Annotated in this window: 25 protein-coding genes and 1 pseudogene; 11 read left to right on the top strand and 15 right to left on the bottom strand. The window is 70.6% G+C overall.

Features of this window, described 5'->3' with window-relative positions; all coding sequences use genetic code 11:
- Positions 1 to 33 precede the first annotated feature (33 nt).
- Positions 34 to 903 carry an LLM class flavin-dependent oxidoreductase gene (locus ACFWN7_RS05240; protein ID WP_376937670.1) on the bottom strand — a complete coding sequence of 290 codons (870 nt, stop codon included), beginning with the start codon at positions 901 to 903 and terminating at the stop codon, positions 34 to 36.
- 135 nt (positions 904 to 1,038) lie between these two features.
- Between ACFWN7_RS05240 and ACFWN7_RS05235 the strand changes: the two genes are divergently transcribed.
- On the top strand, positions 1,039 to 1,692 hold the full coding sequence (locus ACFWN7_RS05235; protein ID WP_376937669.1) for a heme oxygenase (biliverdin-producing): 654 nt from the start codon (positions 1,039 to 1,041) through the stop codon (positions 1,690 to 1,692).
- A gap of 149 nt (positions 1,693 to 1,841) precedes the next feature.
- The gene (locus tag ACFWN7_RS05230; RefSeq protein ID WP_376937668.1) at positions 1,842 to 2,600 is read left to right on the top strand and encodes a DedA family protein; all 759 of its coding nucleotides are present in this window, start codon (positions 1,842 to 1,844) and stop codon (positions 2,598 to 2,600) included.
- A gap of 10 nt (positions 2,601 to 2,610) precedes the next feature.
- Here the strand turns inward: ACFWN7_RS05230 and ACFWN7_RS05225 are convergent, their stop codons facing one another.
- Positions 2,611 to 3,549, bottom strand: a complete 939-nt coding sequence (locus ACFWN7_RS05225; protein WP_376937667.1) for a cation diffusion facilitator family transporter — start codon at positions 3,547 to 3,549, stop codon at positions 2,611 to 2,613.
- A 74-nt stretch (positions 3,550 to 3,623) separates the two neighbouring features.
- Complete coding sequence (locus tag ACFWN7_RS05220) at positions 3,624 to 4,559, bottom strand: NAD-dependent epimerase/dehydratase family protein (RefSeq protein WP_376937666.1); 936 nt, start codon at positions 4,557 to 4,559, stop codon at positions 3,624 to 3,626.
- A 90-nt stretch (positions 4,560 to 4,649) separates the two neighbouring features.
- Here ACFWN7_RS05220 and sigJ point away from each other — a divergent pair.
- Positions 4,650 to 5,348, top strand: a pseudogene (gene sigJ / locus ACFWN7_RS05215) (RNA polymerase sigma factor SigJ); the annotation flags it as partial.
- An 88-nt stretch (positions 5,349 to 5,436) separates the two neighbouring features.
- Positions 5,437 to 5,559 (top strand): hypothetical protein, encoded by a 123-nt coding sequence (locus tag ACFWN7_RS05210; protein ID WP_376937665.1) that lies wholly within the window; start codon positions 5,437 to 5,439, stop codon positions 5,557 to 5,559.
- A gap of 3 nt (positions 5,560 to 5,562) precedes the next feature.
- Here the strand turns inward: ACFWN7_RS05210 and rdgB are convergent, their stop codons facing one another.
- From rdgB to ACFWN7_RS05190, 4 genes are read right to left on the bottom strand one after another with little or no spacing between them, the layout of a single operon-like run.
- Positions 5,563 to 6,180 carry an RdgB/HAM1 family non-canonical purine NTP pyrophosphatase gene (gene rdgB, locus ACFWN7_RS05205; RefSeq protein WP_376937664.1) on the bottom strand — a complete coding sequence of 206 codons (618 nt, stop codon included), beginning with the start codon at positions 6,178 to 6,180 and terminating at the stop codon, positions 5,563 to 5,565.
- Positions 6,177 to 7,028, bottom strand: a complete 852-nt coding sequence (gene rph, locus ACFWN7_RS05200; RefSeq protein ID WP_376937663.1) for a ribonuclease PH — start codon at positions 7,026 to 7,028, stop codon at positions 6,177 to 6,179. Before rph ends, rdgB begins: the two co-directional genes overlap by 4 nt.
- On the bottom strand, positions 7,025 to 7,888 hold the full coding sequence (murI, locus tag ACFWN7_RS05195; RefSeq protein WP_376937662.1) for a glutamate racemase: 864 nt from the start codon (positions 7,886 to 7,888) through the stop codon (positions 7,025 to 7,027). Before murI ends, rph begins: the two co-directional genes overlap by 4 nt.
- Positions 7,889 to 7,899: 11 nt before the next feature.
- A complete protein-coding gene (locus ACFWN7_RS05190; protein WP_376937661.1) occupies positions 7,900 to 8,769 on the bottom strand; it encodes a LysR family transcriptional regulator in 870 nt (289 codons plus the stop codon).
- Between the two features lie 68 nt (positions 8,770 to 8,837).
- Between ACFWN7_RS05190 and ACFWN7_RS05185 the strand changes: the two genes are divergently transcribed.
- Both ACFWN7_RS05185 and ACFWN7_RS05180 read left to right on the top strand, forming a co-directional pair.
- Positions 8,838 to 9,728: a DMT family transporter gene (locus ACFWN7_RS05185; protein ID WP_376937660.1), complete on the top strand. Its 891-nt coding sequence runs from the start codon at positions 8,838 to 8,840 to the stop codon at positions 9,726 to 9,728.
- 5 nt (positions 9,729 to 9,733) lie between these two features.
- The gene (locus ACFWN7_RS05180; RefSeq protein ID WP_376937659.1) at positions 9,734 to 11,053 is read left to right on the top strand and encodes a nicotinate phosphoribosyltransferase; all 1,320 of its coding nucleotides are present in this window, start codon (positions 9,734 to 9,736) and stop codon (positions 11,051 to 11,053) included.
- Between the two features lie 45 nt (positions 11,054 to 11,098).
- Here ACFWN7_RS05180 and ACFWN7_RS05175 read toward each other — a convergent pair whose 3' ends face one another.
- From ACFWN7_RS05175 to ACFWN7_RS05165, 3 genes are all read right to left on the bottom strand, one after another.
- Positions 11,099 to 11,386: a DUF3039 domain-containing protein gene (locus ACFWN7_RS05175; RefSeq protein WP_376937658.1), complete on the bottom strand. Its 288-nt coding sequence runs from the start codon at positions 11,384 to 11,386 to the stop codon at positions 11,099 to 11,101.
- Between the two features lie 71 nt (positions 11,387 to 11,457).
- Positions 11,458 to 13,032: a hypothetical protein gene (locus tag ACFWN7_RS05170; RefSeq protein WP_376937657.1), complete on the bottom strand. Its 1,575-nt coding sequence runs from the start codon at positions 13,030 to 13,032 to the stop codon at positions 11,458 to 11,460.
- The gene (locus ACFWN7_RS05165) at positions 13,008 to 14,777 is read right to left on the bottom strand and encodes an ATP-binding cassette domain-containing protein (RefSeq protein WP_376937656.1); all 1,770 of its coding nucleotides are present in this window, start codon (positions 14,775 to 14,777) and stop codon (positions 13,008 to 13,010) included. Before ACFWN7_RS05165 ends, ACFWN7_RS05170 begins: the two co-directional genes overlap by 25 nt.
- Positions 14,778 to 15,029: 252 nt before the next feature.
- Here ACFWN7_RS05165 and ACFWN7_RS05160 point away from each other — a divergent pair, with 252 nt between their 5' ends.
- Positions 15,030 to 15,722, top strand: coding sequence for an NTP transferase domain-containing protein (locus ACFWN7_RS05160; protein ID WP_376937655.1), 693 nt, complete (start codon positions 15,030 to 15,032; stop codon positions 15,720 to 15,722).
- Between the two features lie 56 nt (positions 15,723 to 15,778).
- Here ACFWN7_RS05160 and ACFWN7_RS05155 read toward each other — a convergent pair whose 3' ends face one another.
- Positions 15,779 to 16,315 (bottom strand): ECF transporter S component, encoded by a 537-nt coding sequence (locus ACFWN7_RS05155; protein WP_376937654.1) that lies wholly within the window; start codon positions 16,313 to 16,315, stop codon positions 15,779 to 15,781.
- An 85-nt stretch (positions 16,316 to 16,400) separates the two neighbouring features.
- Between ACFWN7_RS05155 and ACFWN7_RS05150 the strand changes: the two genes are divergently transcribed.
- From ACFWN7_RS05150 to ACFWN7_RS05135, 4 genes are all read left to right on the top strand, one after another.
- Complete coding sequence (locus ACFWN7_RS05150) at positions 16,401 to 17,219, top strand: ABC transporter permease (protein WP_376937738.1); 819 nt, start codon at positions 16,401 to 16,403, stop codon at positions 17,217 to 17,219.
- A complete protein-coding gene (locus ACFWN7_RS05145; RefSeq protein ID WP_376937653.1) occupies positions 17,219 to 17,992 on the top strand; it encodes an ABC transporter ATP-binding protein in 774 nt (257 codons plus the stop codon). The genes ACFWN7_RS05150 and ACFWN7_RS05145 overlap by 1 nt, the downstream gene beginning before the upstream one ends.
- 110 nt (positions 17,993 to 18,102) lie before the next feature.
- Positions 18,103 to 18,420 carry a hypothetical protein gene (locus ACFWN7_RS05140; protein ID WP_376937652.1) on the top strand — a complete coding sequence of 106 codons (318 nt, stop codon included), beginning with the start codon at positions 18,103 to 18,105 and terminating at the stop codon, positions 18,418 to 18,420.
- A 56-nt stretch (positions 18,421 to 18,476) separates the two neighbouring features.
- Positions 18,477 to 19,511, top strand: coding sequence for a hypothetical protein (locus ACFWN7_RS05135; RefSeq protein ID WP_376937651.1), 1,035 nt, complete (start codon positions 18,477 to 18,479; stop codon positions 19,509 to 19,511).
- Positions 19,512 to 19,533: 22 nt separating this feature from the next.
- Here the strand turns inward: ACFWN7_RS05135 and ACFWN7_RS05130 are convergent, their stop codons facing one another.
- The 4 genes from ACFWN7_RS05130 to ACFWN7_RS05115 all read right to left on the bottom strand — a co-directional run bounded on the left by ACFWN7_RS05130 (position 19,534) and on the right by ACFWN7_RS05115 (position 23,703).
- Positions 19,534 to 20,829, bottom strand: a complete 1,296-nt coding sequence (locus tag ACFWN7_RS05130) for a CDP-glycerol glycerophosphotransferase family protein (protein ID WP_376937650.1) — start codon at positions 20,827 to 20,829, stop codon at positions 19,534 to 19,536.
- A 60-nt stretch (positions 20,830 to 20,889) separates the two neighbouring features.
- On the bottom strand, positions 20,890 to 21,735 hold the full coding sequence (locus ACFWN7_RS05125) for a glycosyltransferase family 2 protein (protein WP_376937737.1): 846 nt from the start codon (positions 21,733 to 21,735) through the stop codon (positions 20,890 to 20,892).
- Positions 21,736 to 21,829: 94 nt separating this feature from the next.
- Positions 21,830 to 22,642: a CDP-alcohol phosphatidyltransferase family protein gene (locus tag ACFWN7_RS05120; RefSeq protein WP_376937649.1), complete on the bottom strand. Its 813-nt coding sequence runs from the start codon at positions 22,640 to 22,642 to the stop codon at positions 21,830 to 21,832.
- Positions 22,643 to 22,647: 5 nt separating this feature from the next.
- The gene (locus tag ACFWN7_RS05115) at positions 22,648 to 23,703 is read right to left on the bottom strand and encodes a glycosyltransferase family 2 protein (protein WP_376937648.1); all 1,056 of its coding nucleotides are present in this window, start codon (positions 23,701 to 23,703) and stop codon (positions 22,648 to 22,650) included.
- Positions 23,704 to 23,800: the final 97 nt, after the last annotated feature.

Raw genomic sequence — 23,800 nt, 5'->3', positions numbered from 1 at the left:
TACGGCAGACGCGTCCCGACGAGCGGAGCTCGACTAGAGCTGCGGCGGCCCTGCCCGCAGGCGGGCGCGGGCGTAGTCCTCGACCGCAGCGGCCGGGACCTGCCAGTCGGCCTCGAGCCACCACGTGACGCCGGCATCGGCCCACGGGCGCACGACCCCGGCATCCGCCACCGGGTCGACACCGCTCGTGGTGCCCTCCTGGATGATCTCGAACGGACGGTCTGCGAGACCTGCCCGTTCGCGCTCGCCGCGGATCCACGCGATCGCCTCGGCGGCGACCTCGGGCGTGTAGGTGCGCTGCTGCACGAGCGGGTCGATGCCGTCGGCGTTCGGCGGCGCGTAGTTCGGGATCCAGCCGTCGTACCGCGCGACGCGGCACATCGAACGCATGCGCGGCCAGACGCCCACGACCCACGTGGGGATGCGCGGCTCCTGCACGATCGTCGGCGGCAGCATCGTGTGGGTGCGGTGCGCGTGGAAGTGCTCGCCCTCGTGCGTGAACGGCTCGCCGCGCCAGAGCTGCTGCATGAGCTCGAGCCCCTCGTCGAGCAGTTCGGCGCGCACCTTGCGCCCGGGGTCGTCTTCGAAGATCCAGAACCTCGGCTCGACCTCCTGCCCGACGCCGAGCCCCGCCGAGAGGATGACCCGCCCGTTCGAGAGCCGGTCGACCGTCATCGTCTGCCCGGCGAGCTCCCACGGGCGTCGCCGCGGCACCGGGGTGAGCATCGTGCCGAGGCGGATGCGATCGGTGACCATCGCAGCGGCGGCGAGCGTGGCCCACGGGTCGGTCGCCCAGATGCCCTCCCACACGAAGAACGCGTCCCATCCGGATGCCTCGGCGAGCCGCGCGAGCTCCACCGCCAGGGTCGGCTCGGTGCCGGTGAAGATGAATCCGTGCCTCATCCGGCGAGAGTACCGGCCACTCCCGACATCCGAATTCCCATCGCCGTCGGGGCATGCACTCCCTTCCGCTCCGAGCGCTCCACCCCCTAGGCTTGTGAGGTAATCCTTACCTAACTCAGCAGTGAAGGCACCGACATGACGATCGCTCCCCCCGCCGCCGAGGCCCCGGCCGCCGAAGCCCGCGACGTCGCCGCACTCGTGCGCGCGGCATCCGCCGACGACCATCGCGCCGCCGAGACCCGGGGATTCATCACCGCGCTCATGGACGGCAGGCTCTCGCTCGCCGAATACGTCCGCTACCTCGCCCAGTTCGCGTGGGTGTACGAGGCACTCGAGGAGCGCGGAAGCCGGCCGGGCGATCCCGCCGTGTTCGACCCGGCGTTGGCTCGCATGGCCGCCATCGATGCCGACCTCGCCGCGCTCGAGGCATCCGACTGGCGTGAAAGCCACCCGCCGCTTCCCGAGACGGCGGCGTACGCGGCGCACCTGCGCTCGATCGCCGACGACGACGTGCGCTATCTCGCCCACCACTACACGCGCTACCTCGGCGACCTCTCGGGCGGGCAGGCCATCGCCGCACTCGTGGCCCGCCACTACGGGGCGACGCCCGACCAGCTCGGCTTCTATCGCTTCGAGGTCGCCGGCGACGGGGTCGTGCGCTACAAGCGCGGCTACCGCGACGCCATGAACGCGCTCGCCCTCACCCCCGACGAGGTCGACGTGCTCGTCGCCGAGGTGCGCGAGTCGTTCCGGCTGAACAGCGCGATCTTCGAGGCGCTCGCGCGCTGAAGCGAGCGGATGCCGCGGGCCGGCGTCATCCTCGCGGATGATTCAGTGCGCGCACCCAGTCGGCCGCGGCATCCGCTGGGTAGACTGCAACGACACCACGCCGCCTTTGGACTCGGCGTTCCGCCGTGTCCGACGACTGGAGCCCATGCATGATCCACACCGCGCTCATCCCATTCCTCGATCCCGAGTCGATCATCGCCGCGGCCGGTCCGTGGGCGCTGCTGGTGGTGTGCTTCATCGTGTTCGCCGAGACGGGCCTGCTCATCGGCTTCCTCCTGCCCGGAGACACGCTGCTCGTGATCTCGGGCCTGCTGTCGCACTCGTCGCCGGCGGCGCCGAACGGCGTCTTCGGCGTCTCGGTGTGGTGGGTCGCGCTCCTCATCGGGCTGGCGGCGTTCGTCGGCGGAGAAGTGGGCTACTACATCGGGCACAAGGCGGGGCCCGCGGTGTTCGAACGCAAGGAATCAGGGCTGTTCAGCGTCAAGAACGTCGAACGCACGAACGCGTTCTTCGAGCGGTTCGGCGGACTCACGATCATCCTCGCCCGATTCGTGCCCATCGTGCGCACATTCGCCCCGGTCGCCGCCGGCGTCGGCCATATGCCGCGCGCGAAGTACTCGGTCTACAACTTCATCGGCGCGGTCGTCTGGGGCTTCGGCCTGACCATGTTCGGCTACCTCATCGGCTTCATACCGCCGGTCGAGTACCTCGTGCGCGAGTACATCGACATCATCCTGCTCGTCGCGGTCGGCGGCACCGCGGCCATCACCGCCTGGCACTACTTCAGCGAGCGGCACAAGGCGAAGAAGGCCGCGGCGGCCGGCGAAGACGTCGTCACCGACCACGAGGAGGCCGAGCACCTCGTGCTCGACCCCGAGGTGTTCGACCGGGGGCACGAAGAGCGCTAGCTCGACCCGATCACGGATGCCACGAATGCTCCTGCTCGGCGCGACCCGCCGGCTCGAGCTGGAACGTCGAGTGCGCGACGTCGAAGTGATCGGAGAGGCATCCGCCGAGCTCGTCGAGGAGTTCGCCCGTGCGGCCCGATGCGAACACCTCGGGCTCCACCTCGACGTGGGCGCTGAACACCGGCGAACCCGACGTGATCTGCCAGACGTGCACATCGTGCACGGCGACGACGCCCGCGGTGCGCAGAATGTGGTCGCGGATCTCGGCCACATCGGTGTCGGCCGGCGCCGACTCGAAGAGCACGTGCATCACGTCGCGGAGCAGCGACAGCGCACGCGGCACGATGAGCACGGCGATCGCGATCGACGCGATCGGGTCGGCCGCATCGAAACCCGTCGTCACGATCACGACGGCCGCGATGATCACCAGCGCCGAGCCGATGAGGTCGCCGAGCACCTCGAGGTACGCCCCTCGCAGGTTGATCGAGTCCTTCGCTCCCGCGCGCAGCACGAGCATCGCGGCGACGTTGGCGACGAGTCCGAGCAGGGCGACGACGAGCATCGGCACGCCCTGCACCTCGTGCGACTCGCCCTCGGCACCCGTCACGAGGCGTCCGACCGCCGACACCGCCACCGAGACGGCGACGACGACGAGGATCACGCCGTTCACGAGCGCCCCGAACACCTCGGCGCGCCGGTACCCGTAGGTCTGCCGGTCGGTCGCCGGACGTGCTGCGACCATCGCCGCCACGAGTGCGACGACGAGTCCGATGAGGTCGCTCGTCATGTGGCCGGCGTCGGCGAGCAGGGCGAGCGAACCGCTGACGAACGCGCCGATCACCTGTACGACGAGGAATGCGCCGATGATCGCGATCGCCACCCACAGGCGGGTGCGGTTCGCGTTCGCCCCGTGGGCATGGGCGTGGGCGTGGTCGTGCGAACGTGTCATGTTGCTTCCAGCGTAGGCCGGGATTCGCCGACCTCGCCGTGATGGGAATGAGTCGCGTTCTCAGCCCGGTCGCGTCAGCCCAGTCCGGTGCGGAATCCCTCCCGCCAACTCGGGTAGCGCGGCTCCCAGCCGAGCTCGCGCTTGGCCTTCGCGTTCGAGGAGCCGCGGATCTTCGTCATGAGCGAGACGCCGTGCTCGCCGACGAGCAGCCTCGCCAGCCACGCGGGAACGCGCATCGGTGGCTTCGCACCGACGATGCGCGCGAGCTCGGGAAGCCACTGCGACACCGGCGCCGGCTCGTCGTCGACGATGTTGTAGATTCCGGGCGCACCGCGGGTCACCGCGATCGCGGTGGCGGATGCCGCGTCGTCGACGTGGCAGAACGACCACACCCCCGTGCCGCCGCCGACCAACGGGAGCCTCCGGGCCTCCACCATGGCGAGGATCTCGCCGCCCCGGCCGATGGCGTTGCCCGGGCCGTACAGCCCTCCGTAGCGCAGCACGAGGCCCGCGGCATCCGTCGTCGCCTGCTCGACGTGGCGGATCGCGGCGACCGTCTCGCGGGACGCCGACGCCGGCGACGGGTCGATCGGGTCCTCCTCGGTCTTCACAGGCCCGCCGGTGCGCTCGTTCGGCCAGCCCGTGAAGCTCTGGGCGATGAACCGCCCGGCGCCGGCCTCCGCCGCGGCGGCGAGCAGGTGGTCGGTGCCGCGTGTCCGCAGGGCGTTCGTCATCGCGAACGCCTGGTCGAAGTGCCTGGGGTCGAACCGGATCCCGCCGAGGGCGGTGAGCTGGTGCACGATCACGTCGGGTCGTGCGTCGAGCACGGCGGTGCGCACGGATGCCGCGTCGAGCCCGTCCATGGTCACGCCGGTCGCTCCCGCAGCCTCGATCGCGCCGAGGCGCCCTGCGCTTCGTGACGTGCCGACGACGTCGTGGCCGGCTGCCACCAGCAACGGCACCAACCGCGTGCCAACGGCGCCCGTGGCGCCGGCGATGAAGACTCGCATGTGAATCGTCCTCCCTGTTCACCCCCTCCGACGGATGAGCGGGGCGATCTGTGACACCCGCGCCGGAAACGCCTGTGCCATGCTCGGATCATGCCCGCCAGGACAGCGGAACTCGGCGAACTCCGCCCGCTCATGTTCTCGATCGCCTACCGCATGCTCGGCAGCGTGACCGAGGCGGAGGACGTCGTGCAGGACGCCTATGTGCGCATGCACGAACGCGCCGTCGACGGCGAGCCGATCGAACGGCCCGAGGCGTTCGCGTCGACCGTCGTGACCCGTCTCGCGATCGACGTTCTGCGCTCGGCACGGCGCACCCGCGAGGTCTACACCGGCACGTGGCTGCCCGAGCCGCTGCCCGACGACGATGCCGACCCCGCCCGCCGCGTCGAACGCGACGAGACGCTCTCGTTCGCCTTCCTCGCCGTGCTCGAACGGCTCGGTCCGGTCGAGCGCGCGGTGTTCCTGCTGCGCGAGGTGTTCGTGATGGACTACGCCGAGATCGCGACCATCGTCGAACGCGACGAGGCCGCGTGCCGGCAGATCATGCACCGCGCCCGCGCCCGCATCGCCGACGGCCGGCCGCGATTCGATGCGGATGCCGCGCGCGATGCCGCGCTGCTCGACACGTTCTTCGCCGCCCTCGACGCCGGCGACGTCGACGCGCTCGCGAGTGTGCTCGCCGACGACGTGGTGTTCTACGCCGACGGCGGCGGGAAGGCGCCGGCCGTGCGGCATCCGCTGCACGGAGCCGTGCCGGTGGCGCGGTTCCTCGCGGGCCTCGCGCGGCGCGGGGCGGGGATGCACGTGCACGCGGCACGCACGAGGGCAAACGGCGAGTCGGCTGCGGGTCTCGAGTCGGGACGGCTCGACGCTGAGCGTGCTGATGCTCCATGTCGAGGGCGGACGTGTCGCGGTGCTGGGCAACCAGCTCAACCCGGAGAAGCTCGGCCACCTCGGCCCCGTCGGCGACCTGAACGCACTCGTGTCGGGGGACGACTGAGCGTCAGACGACCAGGTCGGCGACCCGCTCGAGCTCGGGCAGGAGTTCGGCGAACGCCCGGGCACGGTGGCTCTGCGCGTTCTTCTGCTCGGGCCGCAGTTCTGCCGCGGTCACCTCGAGGCCGTCGGGCTCGAAGATCGGGTCGTAGCCGAACCCGTGGGAACCGCGCGGCTCGTAGGCGAGAGTGCCGCGCCAGCGGCCCTCTGCGGCGAACTCGAGGCCGCCGGCGAGTACCGCCTCGGGCACGACGAGCGCGATCGTGCAGCGGAACTCCGCACCGCGGAGCGGGCGGCGGATGTCACTGAGCTGGTCGAGCAGCAGGCGCACATTCGCCTCGTCGCCCGCCGCCGACCCCGCCCACCGGGCGGAGAAGACACCCGGAGCACCGCCGAGCACGTCGACGGCGATGCCGGAGTCGTCGGCGAGCGCGATCCGGCGGGTGTGCTCCGCCGCCGTGCGCGCCTTGATGAACGCGTTCTCGGCGAAGGTCACGCCCTCCTCGACGGGCTCGGGACCGTCGTACGGCAGCACGACCGCCTGTGGCATCCGCTCGCCGATGATGCGCTGGAACTCGCGCACCTTGTGCGCGTTGTGGCTCGCGAGCACGAACTCCAGGCTCATGCGCCGGGCGCCCCGGCCGCCCTGCCTGCTTCGATCGCCCCATCCGATTCGGCGAGTGCCGACTGCTGGATGCGGGTCAGCTCGGCGGTGCCCGCCAACGCGAGATCGAGCAGCGAGTCGAGTTCGCGCCGGTCGAACGGCGCACCCTCGGCAGTGCCCTGCACCTCGACGAAGAGGCCGCGACCGGTGGCGACCACGTTCATGTCGGTCTCGGCACGCACGTCTTCGGTATACGCGAGGTCGAGCATCGGCGTTCCGTCGATGATGCCGACCGAGACGGCCGAGACCGTGTCGATCAGCGGCTTCGCGCGCTGCCCGATGAACTTCTGCTCCCGGGCCCACTCGATCGCGTCGACGAGCGCGATGTAGGCGCCCGTGATCGCCGCCGTGCGGGTGCCTCCGTCGGCCTGCAGCACGTCGCAGTCGATCTGGATCGTGTTCTCGCCGAGCCCCTTCATGTCGACCACGGCGCGCAGGCTGCGGCCGATGAGACGGCTGATCTCGTGGGTGCGGCCGCCGATGCGACCCTTCACGGACTCGCGGTCGTTGCGGGTGTTGGTCGAGCGCGGCAGCATCGCGTACTCGGCGGTGACCCAGCCCTTGCCCTTGCCGGTCATCCAGCGCGGAACGCCGTTCGTGAACGACGCCGTGCAGAGCACCTTCGTGCTGCCGAATGAGATGAGGGCGCTGCCCTCGGCGTGCGCGCTCCAGCCGCGCTCGATCGTCACCGGTCGCAGTTCGGCGGCCGAGCGGCCGTCGGCACGTACGAGGCCGGTCGGGGTGCCGGTCGGGGTGCCGGTCGCGCTGTCGGTGGCGGGGGCGGTCTCGGTGGCGGATGCCTCGGTCATGCGTTCTCCTGTCGAAGTTCGGTCCCTGAGCGTGTCGAAGGACGGTCGGGAATGGTCACGGCCCCCGTCTCGACGAGCTCGACGCTCGGGATCTCGGGGGCGATGAGTCGGTGCGCGAGGTCGAGGAACGCGCTCGTGGAGTCGCCCGTCGCCTCGTAGCGATATGTGGGCGGTGCGGCGGCCCGGCGCTCCATGCCGCCGTCCACGAGCACCCGATACACGTCGTTGGCGGTCTCGACGTCGCTCGAGACCAGCGCGACCCCGTCGCCCATCACGTACGAGATCGCACCCTTGAGGAAGGGATAGTGGGTGCAGCCGAGCACGAGGGTGTCGACGTGGGCGGCGCGGAGCGGGGCGAGGTACTCCTCGGCGAGCGAGAGCAGTTCGTCACCGCTCGTGACGCCGGCCTCGACGAACTCGACGAACCGCGGGCACGCCGCGGAGAAGAGCTCCAAGTGGGGCGCCGCGGCGAACGCGTCGTCGTAGGCGCGCGACTGGATCGTGCCGGCGGTGCCGATGACCCCGACCCGGCCGTTGCGCGTCGTGGCGACCGCCCGGCGCACGGCGGGCTGGATCACCTCGACGACCGGTACGTCGTACCGCTCGCGCGCATCGCGGAGCATCGCCGCCGAGGCGGTGTTGCAGGCGATCACGAGCATCTTCACGCCCTGCGTCACGAGGTCGTCGAGCACGGCGAGCGCGTAGCCGCGCACGTCGGCGATCTTCTTCGGGCCGTAGGGCGAGTGCTCGAGGTCGCCGATGTAGAGGATCGACTCGTGCGGCAGCTGATCTTTCACGGCGCGGACGACCGTGAGACCGCCGACGCCGGAGTCGAAGATCCCGATCGGTGCGTCAGTCACGACATCCAAGCTTAGGTGAGCCCGGCGCCGTCGTAGGCGGCCCGGATGGCCCGGGCGATGCGCATGGTCGCCGGATGCCGGAGCTGGCGGTGCCAGGCGACGTGCACCTCGATCGGCGGCGCATCGTCGATCGCCACGAAGACCACGCCGGGCCGCGGATAGTGGTGCGCCGTCGCCTCGGCGGTGACGCCGATCGCGTCGCCCGCGGCGATCAGGTCGAGCCATTCCTCGACGTCGGCCGTCTCCGTCATCGACGGCACCTCGTGGCCGGCGAATGACCAGAGTGTCGCAGTCGTGGTGCCGGTGTGCCGGTCGACGGCGACGAGGTACGGCACGAGCTCGGCGAGGCCGACCACGTCGTGGTCGGCGAGCGGGTGGTCGACGGGCATGGCGACGACGCGCGGCTCGACGCCGACGAACTCGGACTCGAGATCGGCACGCTCGACCGGATGCCGCACGATCGCGAGATCGACGAGACCATCGACGAGGCCCGCGTCGCGTCGGTTGACACGAACGAGCCGGATCGGAGTGTCGGCGTGCTGGCGGTTCCAGCCACGGAGCACGGGCGTGGTGTGCACCCCGAGTGCGGCCCACGCGTAGCCGATCCGCACGGTCGACTGCTCGCCGCGAACCTCCGCCATCGCGCGGTCGAGCTCGGCGAGCACGCGGCGGGCGGTTCCGGCGAACGCGACGCCGGCGTCGGTGGGCTCCACCCTGCGCGTGGTGCGGTGCATGAGCGGCGTGCCGAGGGTGTGCTCGAGGGCCGCGAGCGATCGGGAGACGCTCGCCTGCGATATCGCGAGCCGCTCAGAGGCGGCGGTGAACGATCGCTCCTCCTCGACCGCGATGAGAGCACGGAGCTGGCGCAACTCGAGTTCCATGCATTCAACGTATCAATAAGCGCTGATTGCATTTCACTTTGCACCAATACGTCCGTAGCGTTGCTGTCATGTCACGGGAGCGGATCGCAGCGGGTGCCGCCGTCGGCGGTGCCCTGTCGGTGCAGGTCGGTGCCGCGGTCGGCGCGACGATCTTCCCGCTCGTCGGGCCCGCCGGCGTCGTCGCGCTCCGCCAGGCCGTCGCGGCGATCGCGCTGCTCGCGGTCGCCCGACCGCACCTTCGCCGGTTGCACGGGTCGAGCGTTCGACCCTCCGTGCTGCTCGGCCTCGTGCTCGTCGTGATGAACCTCACCCTGTACGGCGCCGTGGAGCGCATCGGGCTCGGGCTCGCCGTCACCCTCGAGTTCCTCGGCCCGCTCGCCGTCGCGCTCCTCGGCTCGCGGCGGCGGCTGGACCTCGCCTGCGCGGTCATCGCGGGCACCGGCGTCGTCCTCCTCACCGGCACGGTGCCAGGACTCGATCCGGTCGGCGTCCTCCTCGGCCTCATCGCCGCCGCAGCCTGGGCCGCATATATCCTGCTGAGCCAGCGCGCCGGGCGCACCTTACCGGGCATCGGGGGCACGGCGGTCGCGAGTCTGGTCGCTGCGATCCTCACCTCGCCGCTCCTCGTCATCGCGCTCATCGGGCTCGCGCCGCAGCAACTTCTGCACGTCGCGGTCGTCGGCCTCGCCGCCGGCATCCTGTCGTCGGCCCTCCCCTACTCGATCGACCTCATCGTGCTCCGGTGGCTGCCGCGCCCGCTCTTCGGCGTGCTGCAAAGCGTGCACCCTGCGGCCGCCGCCGTCGCGGGCCTCGTCGTGCTCGGCCAGTCCCTCGGCCCCTGGCAGATCGCCGGCCTCGTGCTGATCACCGCCGGGAACGCGATTGCGGTCGGTCGCGCCGCGCCCGCCGCAGCACCCCCCGCGCCGCTCGGGACCGGAGAGGCCCGAGCACTAGGCTGACCGGTGTGACCGGGTCTGCTGCGCTCTTCACCGACCGATACGAGCTGACGATGGTGGATGCCGCGCTGCGCGACGGCACCGGGAATCGCGAGAGTCTGTTCGAGGCGTTCGCCAGACGGCTGCCCGACGGCCGCCGCTACGGCGTGGTCGCCGGCACCGGACGCCTCCTCGAGCTGATCGACCGGTTCCGTTTCGAGGAGGCGGAGCTCGAATGGCTTCGCGAACACGGGGTCGTGCGCCCCGAGACCATCGACTGGCTCGCCGACTACCGCTTCCGGGGCGACATCTGGGGATACCGCGAGGGCGAGGCGTACTTCCCCGGCTCACCCCTCGTGACGATCCAGGCGACGTTCGTCGAGGCCGTGATGCTCGAGACCCTCGTCCTCTCCACGCTGAACTACGACTCATCGGTCGCGAGCGCCGCCGCGCGCATGGTGTCGGTCGCGCTCGGCCGGCCGATCGCCGAGATGGGATCCCGGCGTACGAGCGAGCATGCGGCGGTGGCCGCGGCGCGTGCGGCGTACATCGCCGGCTTCGATGCCACGTCGAACCTCGAGGCGGGCCGTACCTGGGGCATCCCCACCATGGGCACCGCCGCGCACGCGTTCACCCTCCTGCACGACACCGAGCAAGACGCCTTCCGTGCCCAGGTCGCCGCATTCGGGCCGAAGACGACGCTGCTGGTGGACACCTACGACATCCGGCAGGGCGTGGTGCGCGCAGTGCAGGCCGCGGGCACCGAACTCGGCGCCGTGCGCATCGACTCAGGCGACCTTCCCACCGTCGTCGCGGCAGTGCGCGAGCAACTCGACGGCCTCGGCGCCGTCGACACGAGGATCACCGTCACCAGCGACCTCGACGAGTTCACCATCGCGGGCCTGTCGGGCGCCCCGGTGGATTCCTACGGGGTGGGCACCGCGGTCGTGACCGGATCGGGTTCCCCGGCCGCAGGCATGGTCTACAAGCTCGTTGCGCGACGCGACGATGCGGGTGGATGGGTCGCCGTCGCGAAAGCGTCGACGCAGAAGTCGAGCGTCGGCGGTCGCAAGAACGCCGCACGCCGACTCGATGCGGCGCGCACGGCCCGCGAGGAGATCGTCTTCGTCGGCGACGGCCCAGACGGTGAAGACGAGTTCGAGGCCGGCAGCCGGCTTCGACCGCTCATGGTGCAGTTGATGAAGCACGGGGTTGCCGACCCCGCGTTCCTGGGCGCCGAGGGCACGGCCGCGGCGCGGGTGCATCGCGCCGAGATCATGCAGGAACTGCCCATCGAGGCGTTCCGCCTCGGGCGCGGCGAACCCGTCATTCCGACGACGTTCCGCTGAGGCGCCGGTGGTCGAGCAGCAAGCGCCGGCGAGCGTATCGCGACCCTACTCCGCCTTCATGCGCTCGTAGATCTCCTTGCACGTCGGGCACACCGGGAACTTCTCGGGGTCGCGCCCCGGCGTCCACTTCTTGCCGCACAGCGCCTTCACCGGTTTGCCGGTGATCGCCGATTCGAGGATCTTCTCCTTCTTCACGTAGTGCGAGAACCGCTCGTGGTCGCCGGGCTCGATGGCCTCCTCTTCGAGGAGCTTCTCCAGTTCGCGGTCGAGCACGGAGGTGCCTCCGCCGGGGGCGTCGGGGTCTGCGATGCTCGCGCGCACGGGTTCGATCATGCGCTCGATTCTACGCGCGGATGCCCCGTGCGCAGCCGATCTCGCCGGTCCCGCGGTGCGGCGCACCCGCGTCAGGCGCGAAGGGCGGCGGCGAGCATCTCGGGCCCGCGATGGTCGAACACGCGCCCGCCGAGCCAGATGCCGACGGCGAGCACGAGCACGCCGAGGCCGACGCCCGCCGCGAACGCCGCGGCATGCCACGCGGGGTCGACGAGGATGCCGAGGGCGGCGAGCGCGATCGCGGGGAGCGCCACGAGGAGCGAGCCGAACATCGTGATCGACTGCACGAGCGCGGTGACGGCGCCGGTCGACTGCGGCTGCTGGAACGGGCTGTCGCCGGGCTTCACGGCGGGATACGGGAACCGTGCCGACGTGATCGAGCCGACGCCGAGCCCGGCGAGCAGGAGCGCCGTGCTCACCCCGATGAGCGACGGCAGGAGTCGCCAGTCATCGAGCACGAAGACCGTTGCGGCACCGCCGAGGCCGATGACGAGCACCCCTGCGACGAGCACCGGCACGAGGCGGCCGGCGCGATCGGACCGGCCGGGCACGCCCGAGACGACGTGCAGCCAGATCGCGGTGCTGTCGTACGCGGTGTCGTTGTGCAGCGACCACCCGAGGAGCAGGCACATGAGGGGCACCGGGATGAGCGCCGTGTAGGCCAACGGGATGCCCGCGACGCCGAGCGGCACCAACACGAGCACGGGCACGACCGGCACCATGAGGATCGACACCCAGTACCGCGCGTCGCGGAACCAGTAGGTGATGCTGCGGGCCGCGACCGCGCCCGACGCGGTGTGCGGCATCCGGTCGAACCAGCCGAGCCCACGGTAGCTCTTCGCGGATGCCTCGCGGCCGGGTGTGACGAGCATCTTCGCGACGAGGGCCTGCCACGCGAGCCACACCGCGCCGAGCGTGAGCACGGCGACCGCGAGCTTCAGCACCGCCGGTCCCCAGTCGCCGGCCGCGGCATCACCGGGTGCGGCGAAGGCGGCGCCGAGCGGAGTCCACCCGAGCACCCCTGCGATCGACTCGAGCACCCGGAGACCGGAGCCCGCCCAGTCGAGCGTGACGAGCACGACGATGACCGGCGAGAGCATGACGATGAGCAGGATGCCCAGCACCCCGCTCGCCTCGCGCGCCCGGCGGGTGGAGAGGAGCACCGACGCGAGCGCGGTGGCGACCCGCGCGAGGAGCAGGCAGGTGACGAACGCGATCGCGGCGGCGAGGATCGCGAACAACGTCTCGCCGGCGCCGCGCGACCAGGTGGCCACGGTTCCGGCGAGCACGATCGCCAGCGCGAGCGCCGGGATCCCGATGGTCGCTGCGGCCGCGAGGCCCATCGCAAGGGTTCGGTCGGGGAGTCCGAACAGCGCGAATCGGCGCGGGTCCATGGTGTCGTCGACGCCGAAGACGAGGGGGAACACGACGAAGCCGATCATCGTGACGGTGCCCCCCACGATGAACACGTCGCGAATGAGCTCGACATCGCTGACGAAACGGAGCCCGACGAGTGCCCCGAAGAGCACCGCCGCCGCACCGAGCCCGTAGACGAGCCCGACGACGATGCCGACGACCTGCCAGGGGCTCCGCCGGAAGATGTTCGCGAGCAGGCGCAGTTTCAGTCGGAGAAACTGTGCAACCATTCCATGCCCTCCGCTGCCTTGCGTCCGCCGGCGAGCTCGACGAAGCGGTCTTCCAGGGTCTGCCCCGCGCGGACCTCGTCGAGCGTGCCGGATGCGAGCACCCGACCGCCGACGATGATCGCGGCCGAGTCGCAGACGCGCTCGATGAGATCCATGCCGTGACTCGACAGCAGCACAGTGCCGCCACCGCCCACGTATCGCTCGAGGATCTCGGTGAGGTTCGCCGCCGAGACCGGGTCCACCGACTCGAACGGCTCGTCGAGCACGAGCAGGCGCGGCGCATGGATCATCGCGCAGGCCAGTGCGATCTTCTTCGTCATGCCAGCGGAGTAGTCGGCGACGAGCCGATCGACGGCATCTTCGAGGCCGAACGCGGCGATGAGCTCGACGCTGCGGTCGCGCACCGTGCGGTCGTCGATCCCGCGCAGGGAGCCGGCGTAGTACAGCAGCTGCGCCCCGGTGAGCCGGTCGAAGAGCCGAAGCCGGTCGGGAAGCGCGCCGGTGGCGCGCTTGGCGGCACGCGGATCGGCCCACGCGTCGATGTCGTTGATGTGCACGCTGCCGGCATCGGGGCGGAGCAGCCCCGTGACCATCGAGAGCGTCGTCGTCTTGCCGGCGCCGTTCGGGCCGACGATGCCGAAGAACGAACCGGCTCGAACGTCGAGGGAGATGCCGTCGACGGCCGTGTTGTCGCCGAACCGCTTCACGAGCCCCTCGATGGCGAGCACCCGCGGTGCATCTGGCGCGGGTGCGGGACGGGCGACACGCATCGTGCGCTTCTTGCGCGGCGCGGGCGTCGTGGGCGCCGGGATGACCACGACGGCCTGATCGCCCGACGGTGTGTCGGATGCCTCGACCTCGGCGGGAGCCTCGACCTCGGCGGGAGCCTCGACCTCGGCGGGAGCCTCGACCTCGGCGGGAGCGTCGACCTCGGCGACGCTCTCGGCCTCGGCGACCACTTCCGCCTCGGCGGATGCGTCGACGGATGCCTCGGGCGCGGGTGCCGCCACCGGATCTGCGGTCGGCCGCGCCACGTCGGCGGACCGCGGCGTGGTCGAGCCGGGTTCCGCGATGGCGTCATCGGCGATCACGGCCGCAGCGACGGCCGCCTTCGCGGCGCCGGCCGCCGCGGCGGCACCCTTGCCGCGGGCCGCGGGCCGCTCCCGAGTTGTCTCGTCGATCTCGTCGACAGGCGCCGACCCGGCGCCCGAGGCGTCGACCTCATTCGCCTTGCTCTTCGCCCGCTCAGCGGCGGTGGTCTCTGCAGTGAGCGCTGCGGCGACACGCTGCGTCCGGCGCTTCGTGGAGGCGGCGGATGCCGCACGGCTTCGCTCCGCCGGTGTGCTCGCCGCAGACGAGCGGGAGGCCCGAGTCTTCTTCGCGGCCTCGCCGCGCTCAGCGGCCGCCTTCGATGAAGCGGCCCGCGAGGCCGCGGTGCGCTTCGATGGCGCAGACGGTGCCGACGCTTCCGTCTCGCCACCCGTGTCGGTCTCGGAGTCGGCTGCCGCCTTCTTCGCGGCGGCCGTTCGGGGAGCCTTCGCGGTGCTCGCGCGCTTCGTGGCGGGCGACTTGGAGGGCTTCGGGGTGCGCGGGGACTTCGGCGCATCCGGCGTCGTCGCGGCATCCGCCGACTTCTCGGCTCGCGGAACCCGGGGCTCGACCGGCCGCCCCCGATCGGCGGACACCCCCGTGCCGGTGCCTTCGGGAGCTTCGTCGTCATGATCAGAGAGCGAAACGGAAGTCACCCAGACAACCTACCAACCAGTACCGCCGGATCGGTTCTGCGACGGCCCACCGAGTCATCCGATAGCTGTACATCTCCTGAACATCGCATCACGATCCCACTACGACCGTCCAACTTTTCGAGGTGGCGGCCCTGTTCGCCCGGTATCCTGAATTCCGGCATAACGGCGTGTCCATATGTGAACTTGCGGATGAACGAGGGTCGAACGCTCGGCGACGAGCCCCGTGACATCCGACCCACCGAAGGAGATGCAGTGACCACCCAGATCGTGATTCTCGCGGCCGGCATGGGGAGCCGGCTCGGGCGATCCCTTCCCAAGCCCCTCACCGAACTCAGCGACGGCCGCACCATCATGGGCCAGCAGTTCGACAACATCGGGCACGCATTCGGCGCGAACGCCGACGTCACGATCGTCGTCGGCTACAAGCTCGAGCACATCATCGAGGCGTTCCCGCAGGCATCCTTCGTCTACAACGAGGAGTACGACCAGACGAACACGTCGAAGAGCCTGATGCGCGCCCTCGCGGCGTCGCAGGCGGGCGGCGTGCTCTGGATGAACGGCGACGTCGTGTTCGACCCGCGCATCCTCGACCGCGCGCTGCCGTTCATCGTGCGCGACCAGTCCTTCGTCACGGTCAACACCGCCAAGGTGTCCGACGAAGAGGTGAAGTACACCACGACCGCCGAGGGCTACATCAAGGAGCTCTCGAAGACGGTGCGCGGCGGCCTCGGCGAGGCGGTCGGCATCAACTACGTGTCGAGCCGCGACAAGGCGACGCTCCTCGCGCACCTGCAGCGCGTCGGCGACCAGGACTACTTCGAGCGCGGCATCGAGCTCGCCATCGAGAAGAACGGCATGCTCGTCGAGCCGATGGACATCTCCGACCTCTACGCGGTCGAGATCGACTTCGCCGAAGACCTGGAGCGTGCGAACCACTTCGTGTGATCGCAGCACCACAGCAGTGAAGAGCGGATGCCTCGTGGCATCCGCTCTTCGCGATCTCAGGCCGCCTGCGCGACCCCGGCCCTCGCGAGCCGAGCCGCGATGAGTCGGCCGATCCACGTGAACACGACGGGGCTGCCCACCCAGAGCGGAAGCGCGATCGCCCAGGCCCAGACGGGGTAGTACTCGGCTCCGAGGCCGATGAAGACGCCGGCGGCGATCACGACGCCCGAGAAGACGGCCGAGGCGTAGAACAGCCACGCGTCCCAGCGGCGATATCCCGTGATGAGGAACGGCACCTCGAGGAGCACGCCGACGAGCAGCCCCGTGCCGAGGTAGCGCACGATCCACCATGGCGCGAACGCGGTGCCCACGAGCCCGGCGATGACACCGGCGAGCACGGCGGTGCCGGGGCGCTTGAGCAGTGACAGTGCGACCACGCTGGGCAGGAAGTGGGTGCCCACCGTGATGCCGTAGAGAAGCGGCCCGAAGGCCGCGAAGGCGGCGGCGAGATAGCCCGACGCGCCGGCGACGATGCCGCCGACGACGCCGATCGCGGCGCAACTCAGGAGAACGCGGGTACTGGTGCGGTGCACGGCACTTCCTTCCGACCGGGTGCGGCACTCCGCCTCCCGCCCGCCTTCAAACCTACCGCCGCCGGGCATCTACGATGAGATCGTGATGAGCGCGGTATCGGTCGGGGGTGCGGGCGAGACGCATCCGCTCCAGCGGACGCCCTGGATCCGGTATCGGCACTCGCTCTGGCTCCTCACCACCCGCGACCTGAAGGTGCGGTACTCGACCTCGGTGCTCGGATACCTCTGGTCGGTGCTCGATCCGCTGCTGATGGCCGGTATCTACTGGTTCGTGTTCACCCAGGTCTTCCAGCGGCCGGTCGGCACGGAGCCGTACATCGTCTTCCTCCTGGCGGCGCTGCTGCCGTGGATGTGGTTCAACGGCGCGATCTCCGATTCGACGCGGGCGTTCCTGAAGGACGCGAAGCTCGTGCGGTCGACCATGATCCCGCGCACGATCTGGGTGAACCGCATCGTGCTCTCGAAGGGCATCGAGTTCGTGTTCTCGCTGCCGGTGCTCGCGCTCTTCGTGTTGCTGGCGCCGGACTCGAGGGTGGGTTGGGAACTGGTGTTCTTCCCGCTCGCCATCGTGCTGCAGACGATCCTCACCGTCGGCGTCGCCCTCATCGTCGCCCCGCTGGTCGTGTTCTTCCGCGATCTCGAACGCGCGGTCAAGCTCGTGCTGCGCTTTCTCTTCTACGCCTCGCCGATCATCTACGGGGTCTCGAACCTGCCCGACGAGCTGCACCTCTGGGCGGCGTTCAACCCGCTGACGGGCATCTTCGGGCTATACCGGGCGGGGTTCTTCCCCGACGAGCTCGACTGGTTCAACGTCGTGATCTCCGCCGCCATGTCGCTCGCGCTGCTCGTGGTCGGCCTGCTCGTCTTCCGCGGCAGCGTGCGCCAGGTGCTGAAGGAGATCTGATGACGGATGCCCCTGCCGCTGCCGTCTCGGCGGCCGAAACCGCGATCCGCACCGACGGTCTCGGCATCCGCTTCCGGCGCAACCGGCGCGGTCGTCGCTCGTTCAAGGACCTCCTCGCCGGACGCCGCCGCCGCACTCGCCCCGACGAGTTCTGGGCACTCCGGAACGTGTCGATCCACGTGCGCCCCGGCGAGGCGATCGGCGTCGTCGGCCGGAACGGCCAGGGCAAGTCCACGCTCCTGAAGCTCGTCGCAGGTGTCATGATCGCCGACGAGGGCACGGTCGAGGTCTCGGGCGGCGTCGCGCCGCTGATCGAGATCACGGGCGGGTTCGTCGACGACCTCACCGTGCGCGACAACGTGTACCTGACCGCCGGCCTGCACGGCATGACGCGGGCGCAGATCGATGCGAAGTTCGACGAGATCGTCGGATTCGCCGACCTCGCCGACTTCCTCGACACGCCCTACAAGCACCTCTCGAGCGGCATGAAGGTGCGCATCGCGTTCGCCGTGATCTCGCAGCTCGAGGAGCCGATCATGCTCGTCGACGAGGTGCTCGCCGTCGGCGACAAGGCCTTCCGGGAGAAGTGCTACCGGCGCATCGACGAACTCCTCGCCGGCGGCCGCACGCTGTTCTTCGTGTCGCACAACGAACGCGACCTGCGTCGCTTCTGCACGCGCGGCCTCTACCTCGACAAGGGCGCCCTCGTGCTCGATGGACCGATCGACGACGTGCTCGACCGGTACAACGCGGACCACGGCACGGGCAAGTAACCCGTCCTCCACCGTTCACGCGACCCTACCTTCCGCTCCATCAGCGGGATCGCGCGGCCGGTGAGCCCGCCACTCTGGCAATCTGCTCAGCAACACCGGATGATTGGAGCGTGATCAGTTTGACGGAGCCGCAGATCTGGGCGGTGATCGGCGTGTTGGCCGCGTCGCTCGTCGGCACGATCACGTTGACCACCCAGCTCATGATGCGAGCCGTCTCGGCGCAGATCGGCGGACTGCGAAACGAGATGGTCGCTCGCTTCGAGCACGTCGACCGCAGATTCGAACAGGTCGACCGCAGATTCGAACGGGTGGAGGATCGGCTGGACCGGTTCGAAGAACGGATGGGCCGACTCGAGCACCGGGTCGATGCGATCGACCGCGACGTGCAGGCGATCGCGCGAAAGGTGTTCCCCTCCAACGAGGAGTAGCCCGGCCGCACGCAACCCCGTCGTGGAACTCAGCGGCAGCGCCTATCATCGACCGCATGCCCGACCGAGTGCACAAGATCACCTCGATGGGATCCGACGCGCCGCGCGAGGCACAGTCGGGTACCGAGGCCGAGGCCGACGCCGGCCCCGGCGAGCGCGCCGCCGACCGCGACCAGCCGGGCCCGGGCCGGCCCGCCACCGACCAGGGTCGATCCCATGGCGTGGAGCGCGGCATCGACGTGATGCTCCACATCCAGCGTCCGATCGTCGTGGCGCACCTGCGCAGCATCCGTCGGAGGGTCCCGCACGCCACACCCGAGCAACTCGTGCGCATCCTCGAGCGCCGCTACCTCGCCGCGGTCACGACCGGCGGCGCAGCGGTCGGCGCGACGGCCGTCGTGCCCGGCATCGGCACAGGGGTCACGCTTGCGCTGTCGGGCGTGGAGACGGCCGGGTTCCTCGAGGCGACCGCGCTCTTCGCACAGTCCGTCGCCGAAGTGCACGGCATCGCGGTCGAGAACCCCGACCGCGCGAGAGCCCTCGTGATGACGCTGATGCTCGGACGGGAGGGCATCGACCTCGTGCGCCAGTTCGCCGGCCAGGCCAGCGGCAAGGGCGCGCCCCGCAACGTGTACTGGGGCGAGCTCATCACGAACAGCATGCCGAAGGCCATCATGGGCGGCGTCGTCGACCGGCTTCGCACCGTCTTCATCAGGCAGTTCGCCGTACGCGGTGGCGCCGGCATCATCGGCAAGGCCATCCCGTTCGGCATCGGCGCCGCCATCGGAGGCGTCGGCAACCACCTCCTCGGCCGCAAGGTGCTGCAGCAGTCGCGACTCGCGTTCGGCGCACCGCCCGCCACCGTGCCGCCCGTGCTCGAACCGAGCGAGCGCGACACCGTGCTGCGGTCGACGGCCACGCGGATGTCACGGGCCGGTACCGCCGTCGGAGAGCTCGCCGTCTCGACATCCCGTGGGCTTCGCTCGGTCGCGCGCAAGGCCGGCCGCGGGATCGGGCGGAAACGTGCAGACGAAACGCCCGACGACGCGGCCCCGGATGATTCCAGCGCCGCCCCAGACGACGTCACCTGACCTGACGACCGAGCCCGCGCCGCTACGCCCCGAGCGCCTCCGCCTCGTCCTCGTCTTCCTCCTCGAACTCGTCGACGTCCTCCTCGCCGGCGTGCAGCGCCGCGAAGCGCTCCCATTCGGCCAGGAGGTGATCGACGGCGGCGTGGAACCGCTCGGTGGTCACGCCCGGGCTGGTGTCGCCGAAGTAGCGTTCGACCCACGCGCCGAGCCGCGCGAGGGCGGCCTCGTCATGAGCGACCTCGTCGATGCGGGCGACCATCGTCGCGGCATCCGATGCATCGAGCCACTCGCACGCCTGCAGGTACCCGCCCGTGTCGATCTGCGCCTCGGGGTTGGCCGGACGAGTGACCAGCAGCGGCTTGCCCGCGGCCAGCCGGTCGTACACCATCGCCGAGATGTCGACGATCGCGACATCCGCCGCCGCGAGCTGCCACCCGAGCGAGGGCCCGTCGTCGTACACGTGCTGTGCCGAGGGATCCGCGGCGTTGGCCGCGGCGATCGCCGCGATGATGGCACGATTCGCGGCCCGGTAGTCGTGATCGATGACGCCCGAGCGCGGGTGCGGCCGGTAGATCACGCGATGCCGCCCGGTCGCGAGCAGACCGCGAACGAGCTGCACCCCGTGCGACGCGATCGAGCCGTAGGCCGCGGCGCCGCGGTCGCCCTCCCACGTCGGCGCGTAGAGCACGACCTCGCGTTCATCGGGTGCGTACGGCAACGGCGATCCGTCGAGGTAGTGGTCGGCCTGCGGACGGCCGATCGGGATGGCGCGCTTGTCGAAGTCGTAGTCCCAGAGCACACGTTCCAGCCGCGCCCTGGCCGCGTCGCCCGCGATGAGGGCGTAATCGTAGGCCTTGAACTGGTTCGTGGTCATGTACATCTTGTCGGACTCGCCGTGGTTGATGAACACGTGCCAGCGGCGCCCGTAGCGCATCATCTGGAAGTTCTTCGCGTTCTGGTTCACGTAGAACACGATGTGCAGGTCCTGGTCGTGGATGACCTGCTCGAGGTCGGCGACGCGGCGCACGTGCGCGATCGGAAGGGGCGATTCGTCGAGCAGGTCGAGCGTCGCCCCTGAGGTGCGGCTCAGGATGAGCACCGGATGCCGCTTCGCGAGCTCGGCGAGCGGCTTGTACCACTGCCGCAGCTGGTAGAGGTTCACCCGTCCGTCGGCGAAGTACACGCCGATGCGGAACCGGTGCGGAGCGACCGGCGGCCGTTCGGCGAAGCGTGCGACGAGCTCCCGCTGGGCGCGCCGCGACCACATGACGTCTCTGGCGAACTTGACGGCGCGCTGCGCGTCTCTTCGGAATCCCACCGTCCAAGGGTAGCGAGAGCGCCCTGAGCGGATGCCGCGTGGCGGACGGGCCCGAGCGCATCAGACGATCGGCGGCCGCCCGGCGAGCGTCATGCGCCACACCGTGCGCCAGCGGATCGGCCGCCGCTGCCCCGGATGCTCCCGCCAGCCCGCGCGCCATCCGCCGAACCACGCGCGCAGCGCCGCCGGACGCCGCGCCCAGCGCAGCACCTGGATCGCGGTCCAGGATGCGACGTAGAGCGGAACGAGCGGCAGGGGCAGGTTGCGCCGCGCCAGCCAGACCCGATTGCGGGCATTCAGGCGGTAGTAGTACGCGTGTCGCGCCGGGTCGATGACCGGATGCCCCGCCTCGAGGTCGCCCGCGTACCACGCGACGTGTCCGGTTTCCCACACCCGCCACGCGAGCTCGATGCCCTCATGCGCGTAGAAGAACGGGTCGGCCCAACCGCCGGTGGCGTCGAACACGGCACGCGGCATGAGCACCGCACCCTCCCAGCACGAGAAGACGCTGCTCGACTGCGCCGGGTCGCCCTTGCGGATGCGCGGGATCCAGCGGCGCGGCGAGACCTTGCCGGTCGGATCGACGACACGCGGCTGGATGAGGCCGAGCTCGGGCCGCGCGGCGAGCATGCGGCATCCGTCGGCCAGGAACCGCGGGCTCGGCAGGAACGCGTCGTCGTCGAGGAAGAACAGCACGTCGCCGCCCACCTCGGGGACGCCGCGGTTGCGACCGGCGGGGATTCCGAGGTTCTGGGGCAGGTGCAGCGTCTTGACGCCCGCGGGCAGCGGCGGCTCCGCGGATGCCGGGTCCCACCCGTTGCCGACGCACACGACGTCGACAGCGACATCCTGCTGGTCGAGGATGCTCCGGATGCCGCGTGCGAGGTCGCCGGGCCGGGTGCCCATCGTGAGCACCACGACGCCGACGCGCGGCCGGCCCCAGCTCGCTGAGCTCGTCGAAGCGGGCGGCCCTCCGGCGGGCTCAGGGACCGGTCGGCTGTCAGGCTCGGACACGGCGGGACGCCATGATCGCGACGAAGTGGCCGATGAGCGAGAGCAGCGCGAGCGGGAGCAGCACTGCCACGACCATGCGGTCGATGAGCGGTTGGCCGCCGATGAGACCGACGAGCGCCGCGACGAGGGCGATGAGCGTGAGCTCGACGGAGTGGTAGAGCCGGTGGAAGGGCAGGAACCGCGCCGCCTTGCGCAGCGTCGCGATGAGCCCGCCTCGCGGCGCCGTCTCGCCGTGGGTGTCGGCGAGCTTCGGCAGCCCGGCGTTCGCACGTGCGACGTGCACCATGTCGTTCAGCGCCTTGTTCAGCACGATGACGAGCGCGAGGAGCGCCGCGATGGTCGTCCAGAGGAAGTCGGCCGGGAACTCCAGCGGGTAGGCGGCCGCGCGGATGCCGAGCGCGAGCGGGATCAGCGCCTCGGTCGTGTAGTGGCCGACCTTGTCGAGGAAGACGCCGGCGGGCGACGAGGTGCGGCGCCAGCGGGCGACCTCGCCGTCGCAGCAGTCGACGAGCATCTGCAGTTGGCCGAGCACGACCGCCAGCAGGGCGCCCCAGACGCCGGGGATGAGCAGCGCCGCCGCGGTCGACCAGCCGACGAGGATCATGAGCCCCGTGACGCCGTTCGCCGAGATCGGCGTCTTCAGGAGCAGCCAGGTGAGGTACGGCGAGAAGCGCCGCAGGTAGAGCGACGCGGTCCAGTGCTCGGCGTTGCGACGCCCCCGCACCTCGGGCGGCTGGGTGACGGCGCGGAGCTCGGCGATGCTCGTGGGCCTCGCCGGATGCTGCCCGGCTTGCGACATCCGCGTCACCTTCCCGTGTGCCCTGCGATGTTGCTCGTCAGCGCGAGGTATCCGAGCACGAAGCCCACCCCCCACGAGACGTGTATGCACGGCAAGACTACGAGAAACCAGGCGGCGGTGCCGACGCCTCGACCGCGGGCGTACACGAGCGCCGCCACGACCACGAAGAGCAGGTACACCAGGGGCACGGCGAAGCCGAGGAGGAGCCACGGCGCGACGCCCAGTGCCGCCTGCACGATGCCGGCGATGCCGACGGCAAGTCCCAGCACGACGCCGACGACCATGACGGGCGGCACGAAGTAGCGGATGCCGTTCGCCGACGGGAACCGCCGAGCGAGCTCCCCGCGCCAGAGCCCCGTCGAGAACATCTGCCGCGCGAGGCGCTCGAGCGTGGAACGCGGCCGGTACGTGACGCCGAGCGCGGGCGTGAACCACACCGTGCCGCCGGTCTCGCGGAGGCGGCGATTCAGCTCCCAGTCCTGGCCGCGCTTGATCGCCTCGTCGAAGAGGCCCACGCGTTCGAGCGCGGCGCGCCGGAACACGCCGAGGTAGACGGTGTCGGCCGGACCCTCCTCGCCGCCGACGTGGAAGGCCGAGCCGCCGAGTCCGACCTTCGTCGTGTACGCGATCGCGACCGCGCGTTCGAAGGCGGTCTCGCCGCGCGCATCCATGATGCCGCCGACGTTGTCGGCGCCGGTGCGCTCGAGGGTCTCGACCGCGATGCGCGAGTAGTCGGAGGGAAGCATCGAGTGCGAGTCCACGCGGACGACCACGTCGTGCTGTGCCGCGCGGATGCCGATGTTGAGCCCGGCGGGGGTGGAACCGACCTCGTTCTCGAGCACCCGCACGCGGGTGTCGCGGGCGGCGAGGTCGGCGACCAGCTCGGCGGTGCCGTCGATCGAGGGCCCGAGCGCGATGAGCACCTCGACCGGCCCGGCATAGTCCTGGGCGAGGATCGACTCGACCGCCGCGCGCACGTGCGTGGCATCGTTCAGCACGGGCATGACGTACGAGACGCCGACGAGCGGCGACGGAGTCGCCTGGTGGTGCAGGTCGGGCATGTTCCTCACTCGCTCGGGTCGATCGAGCCTAGCAGCCGGGTCGCCCGCGATCGATGAAGGGCCGGGGTCCGAAGACCCCGGCCCGTCATGCCCCGGT

This window comes from Agromyces sp. NPDC058484 (assembly GCF_042720415.1).
Taxonomy (GTDB): Bacteria; Actinomycetota; Actinomycetes; order Actinomycetales; family Microbacteriaceae; genus Agromyces.
This window is presented reverse-complemented; position numbering and strand designations above follow the sequence as displayed.

Excerpts from the sequence above, each read along its gene's own strand:
- ACFWN7_RS05240 (WP_376937670.1), bottom strand. The coding sequence starts at position 903 with ATGAGGCACGGATTCATCTTCACCGGCACCGAGCCGACCCTGGCGGTG.
- ACFWN7_RS05235 (WP_376937669.1), top strand. The coding sequence starts at position 1,039 with ATGACGATCGCTCCCCCCGCCGCCGAGGCCCCGGCCGCCGAAGCCCGC.
- ACFWN7_RS05230 (WP_376937668.1), top strand. The coding sequence starts at position 1,842 with ATGATCCACACCGCGCTCATCCCATTCCTCGATCCCGAGTCGATCATC.
- ACFWN7_RS05225 (WP_376937667.1), bottom strand. The coding sequence starts at position 3,549 with ATGACACGTTCGCACGACCACGCCCACGCCCATGCCCACGGGGCGAAC.
- ACFWN7_RS05220 (WP_376937666.1), bottom strand. The coding sequence starts at position 4,559 with ATGCGAGTCTTCATCGCCGGCGCCACGGGCGCCGTTGGCACGCGGTTG.
- rdgB (WP_376937664.1), bottom strand. The coding sequence starts at position 6,180 with ATGAGCCTGGAGTTCGTGCTCGCGAGCCACAACGCGCACAAGGTGCGC.
- rph (WP_376937663.1), bottom strand. The coding sequence starts at position 7,028 with ATGACCGAGGCATCCGCCACCGAGACCGCCCCCGCCACCGACAGCGCG.
- ACFWN7_RS05190 (WP_376937661.1), bottom strand. The coding sequence starts at position 8,769 with ATGGAACTCGAGTTGCGCCAGCTCCGTGCTCTCATCGCGGTCGAGGAG.
- ACFWN7_RS05185 (WP_376937660.1), top strand. The coding sequence starts at position 8,838 with ATGTCACGGGAGCGGATCGCAGCGGGTGCCGCCGTCGGCGGTGCCCTG.
- ACFWN7_RS05175 (WP_376937658.1), bottom strand. The coding sequence starts at position 11,386 with ATGATCGAACCCGTGCGCGCGAGCATCGCAGACCCCGACGCCCCCGGC.
- ACFWN7_RS05170 (WP_376937657.1), bottom strand. The coding sequence starts at position 13,032 with ATGGTTGCACAGTTTCTCCGACTGAAACTGCGCCTGCTCGCGAACATC.
- ACFWN7_RS05150 (WP_376937738.1), top strand. The coding sequence starts at position 16,401 with ATGAGCGCGGTATCGGTCGGGGGTGCGGGCGAGACGCATCCGCTCCAG.
- ACFWN7_RS05145 (WP_376937653.1), top strand. The coding sequence starts at position 17,219 with ATGACGGATGCCCCTGCCGCTGCCGTCTCGGCGGCCGAAACCGCGATC.
- ACFWN7_RS05135 (WP_376937651.1), top strand. The coding sequence starts at position 18,477 with ATGCCCGACCGAGTGCACAAGATCACCTCGATGGGATCCGACGCGCCG.
- ACFWN7_RS05125 (WP_376937737.1), bottom strand. The coding sequence starts at position 21,735 with ATGGGCACCCGGCCCGGCGACCTCGCACGCGGCATCCGGAGCATCCTC.
- ACFWN7_RS05120 (WP_376937649.1), bottom strand. The coding sequence starts at position 22,642 with ATGTCGCAAGCCGGGCAGCATCCGGCGAGGCCCACGAGCATCGCCGAG.
- ACFWN7_RS05115 (WP_376937648.1), bottom strand. The coding sequence starts at position 23,703 with ATGCCCGACCTGCACCACCAGGCGACTCCGTCGCCGCTCGTCGGCGTC.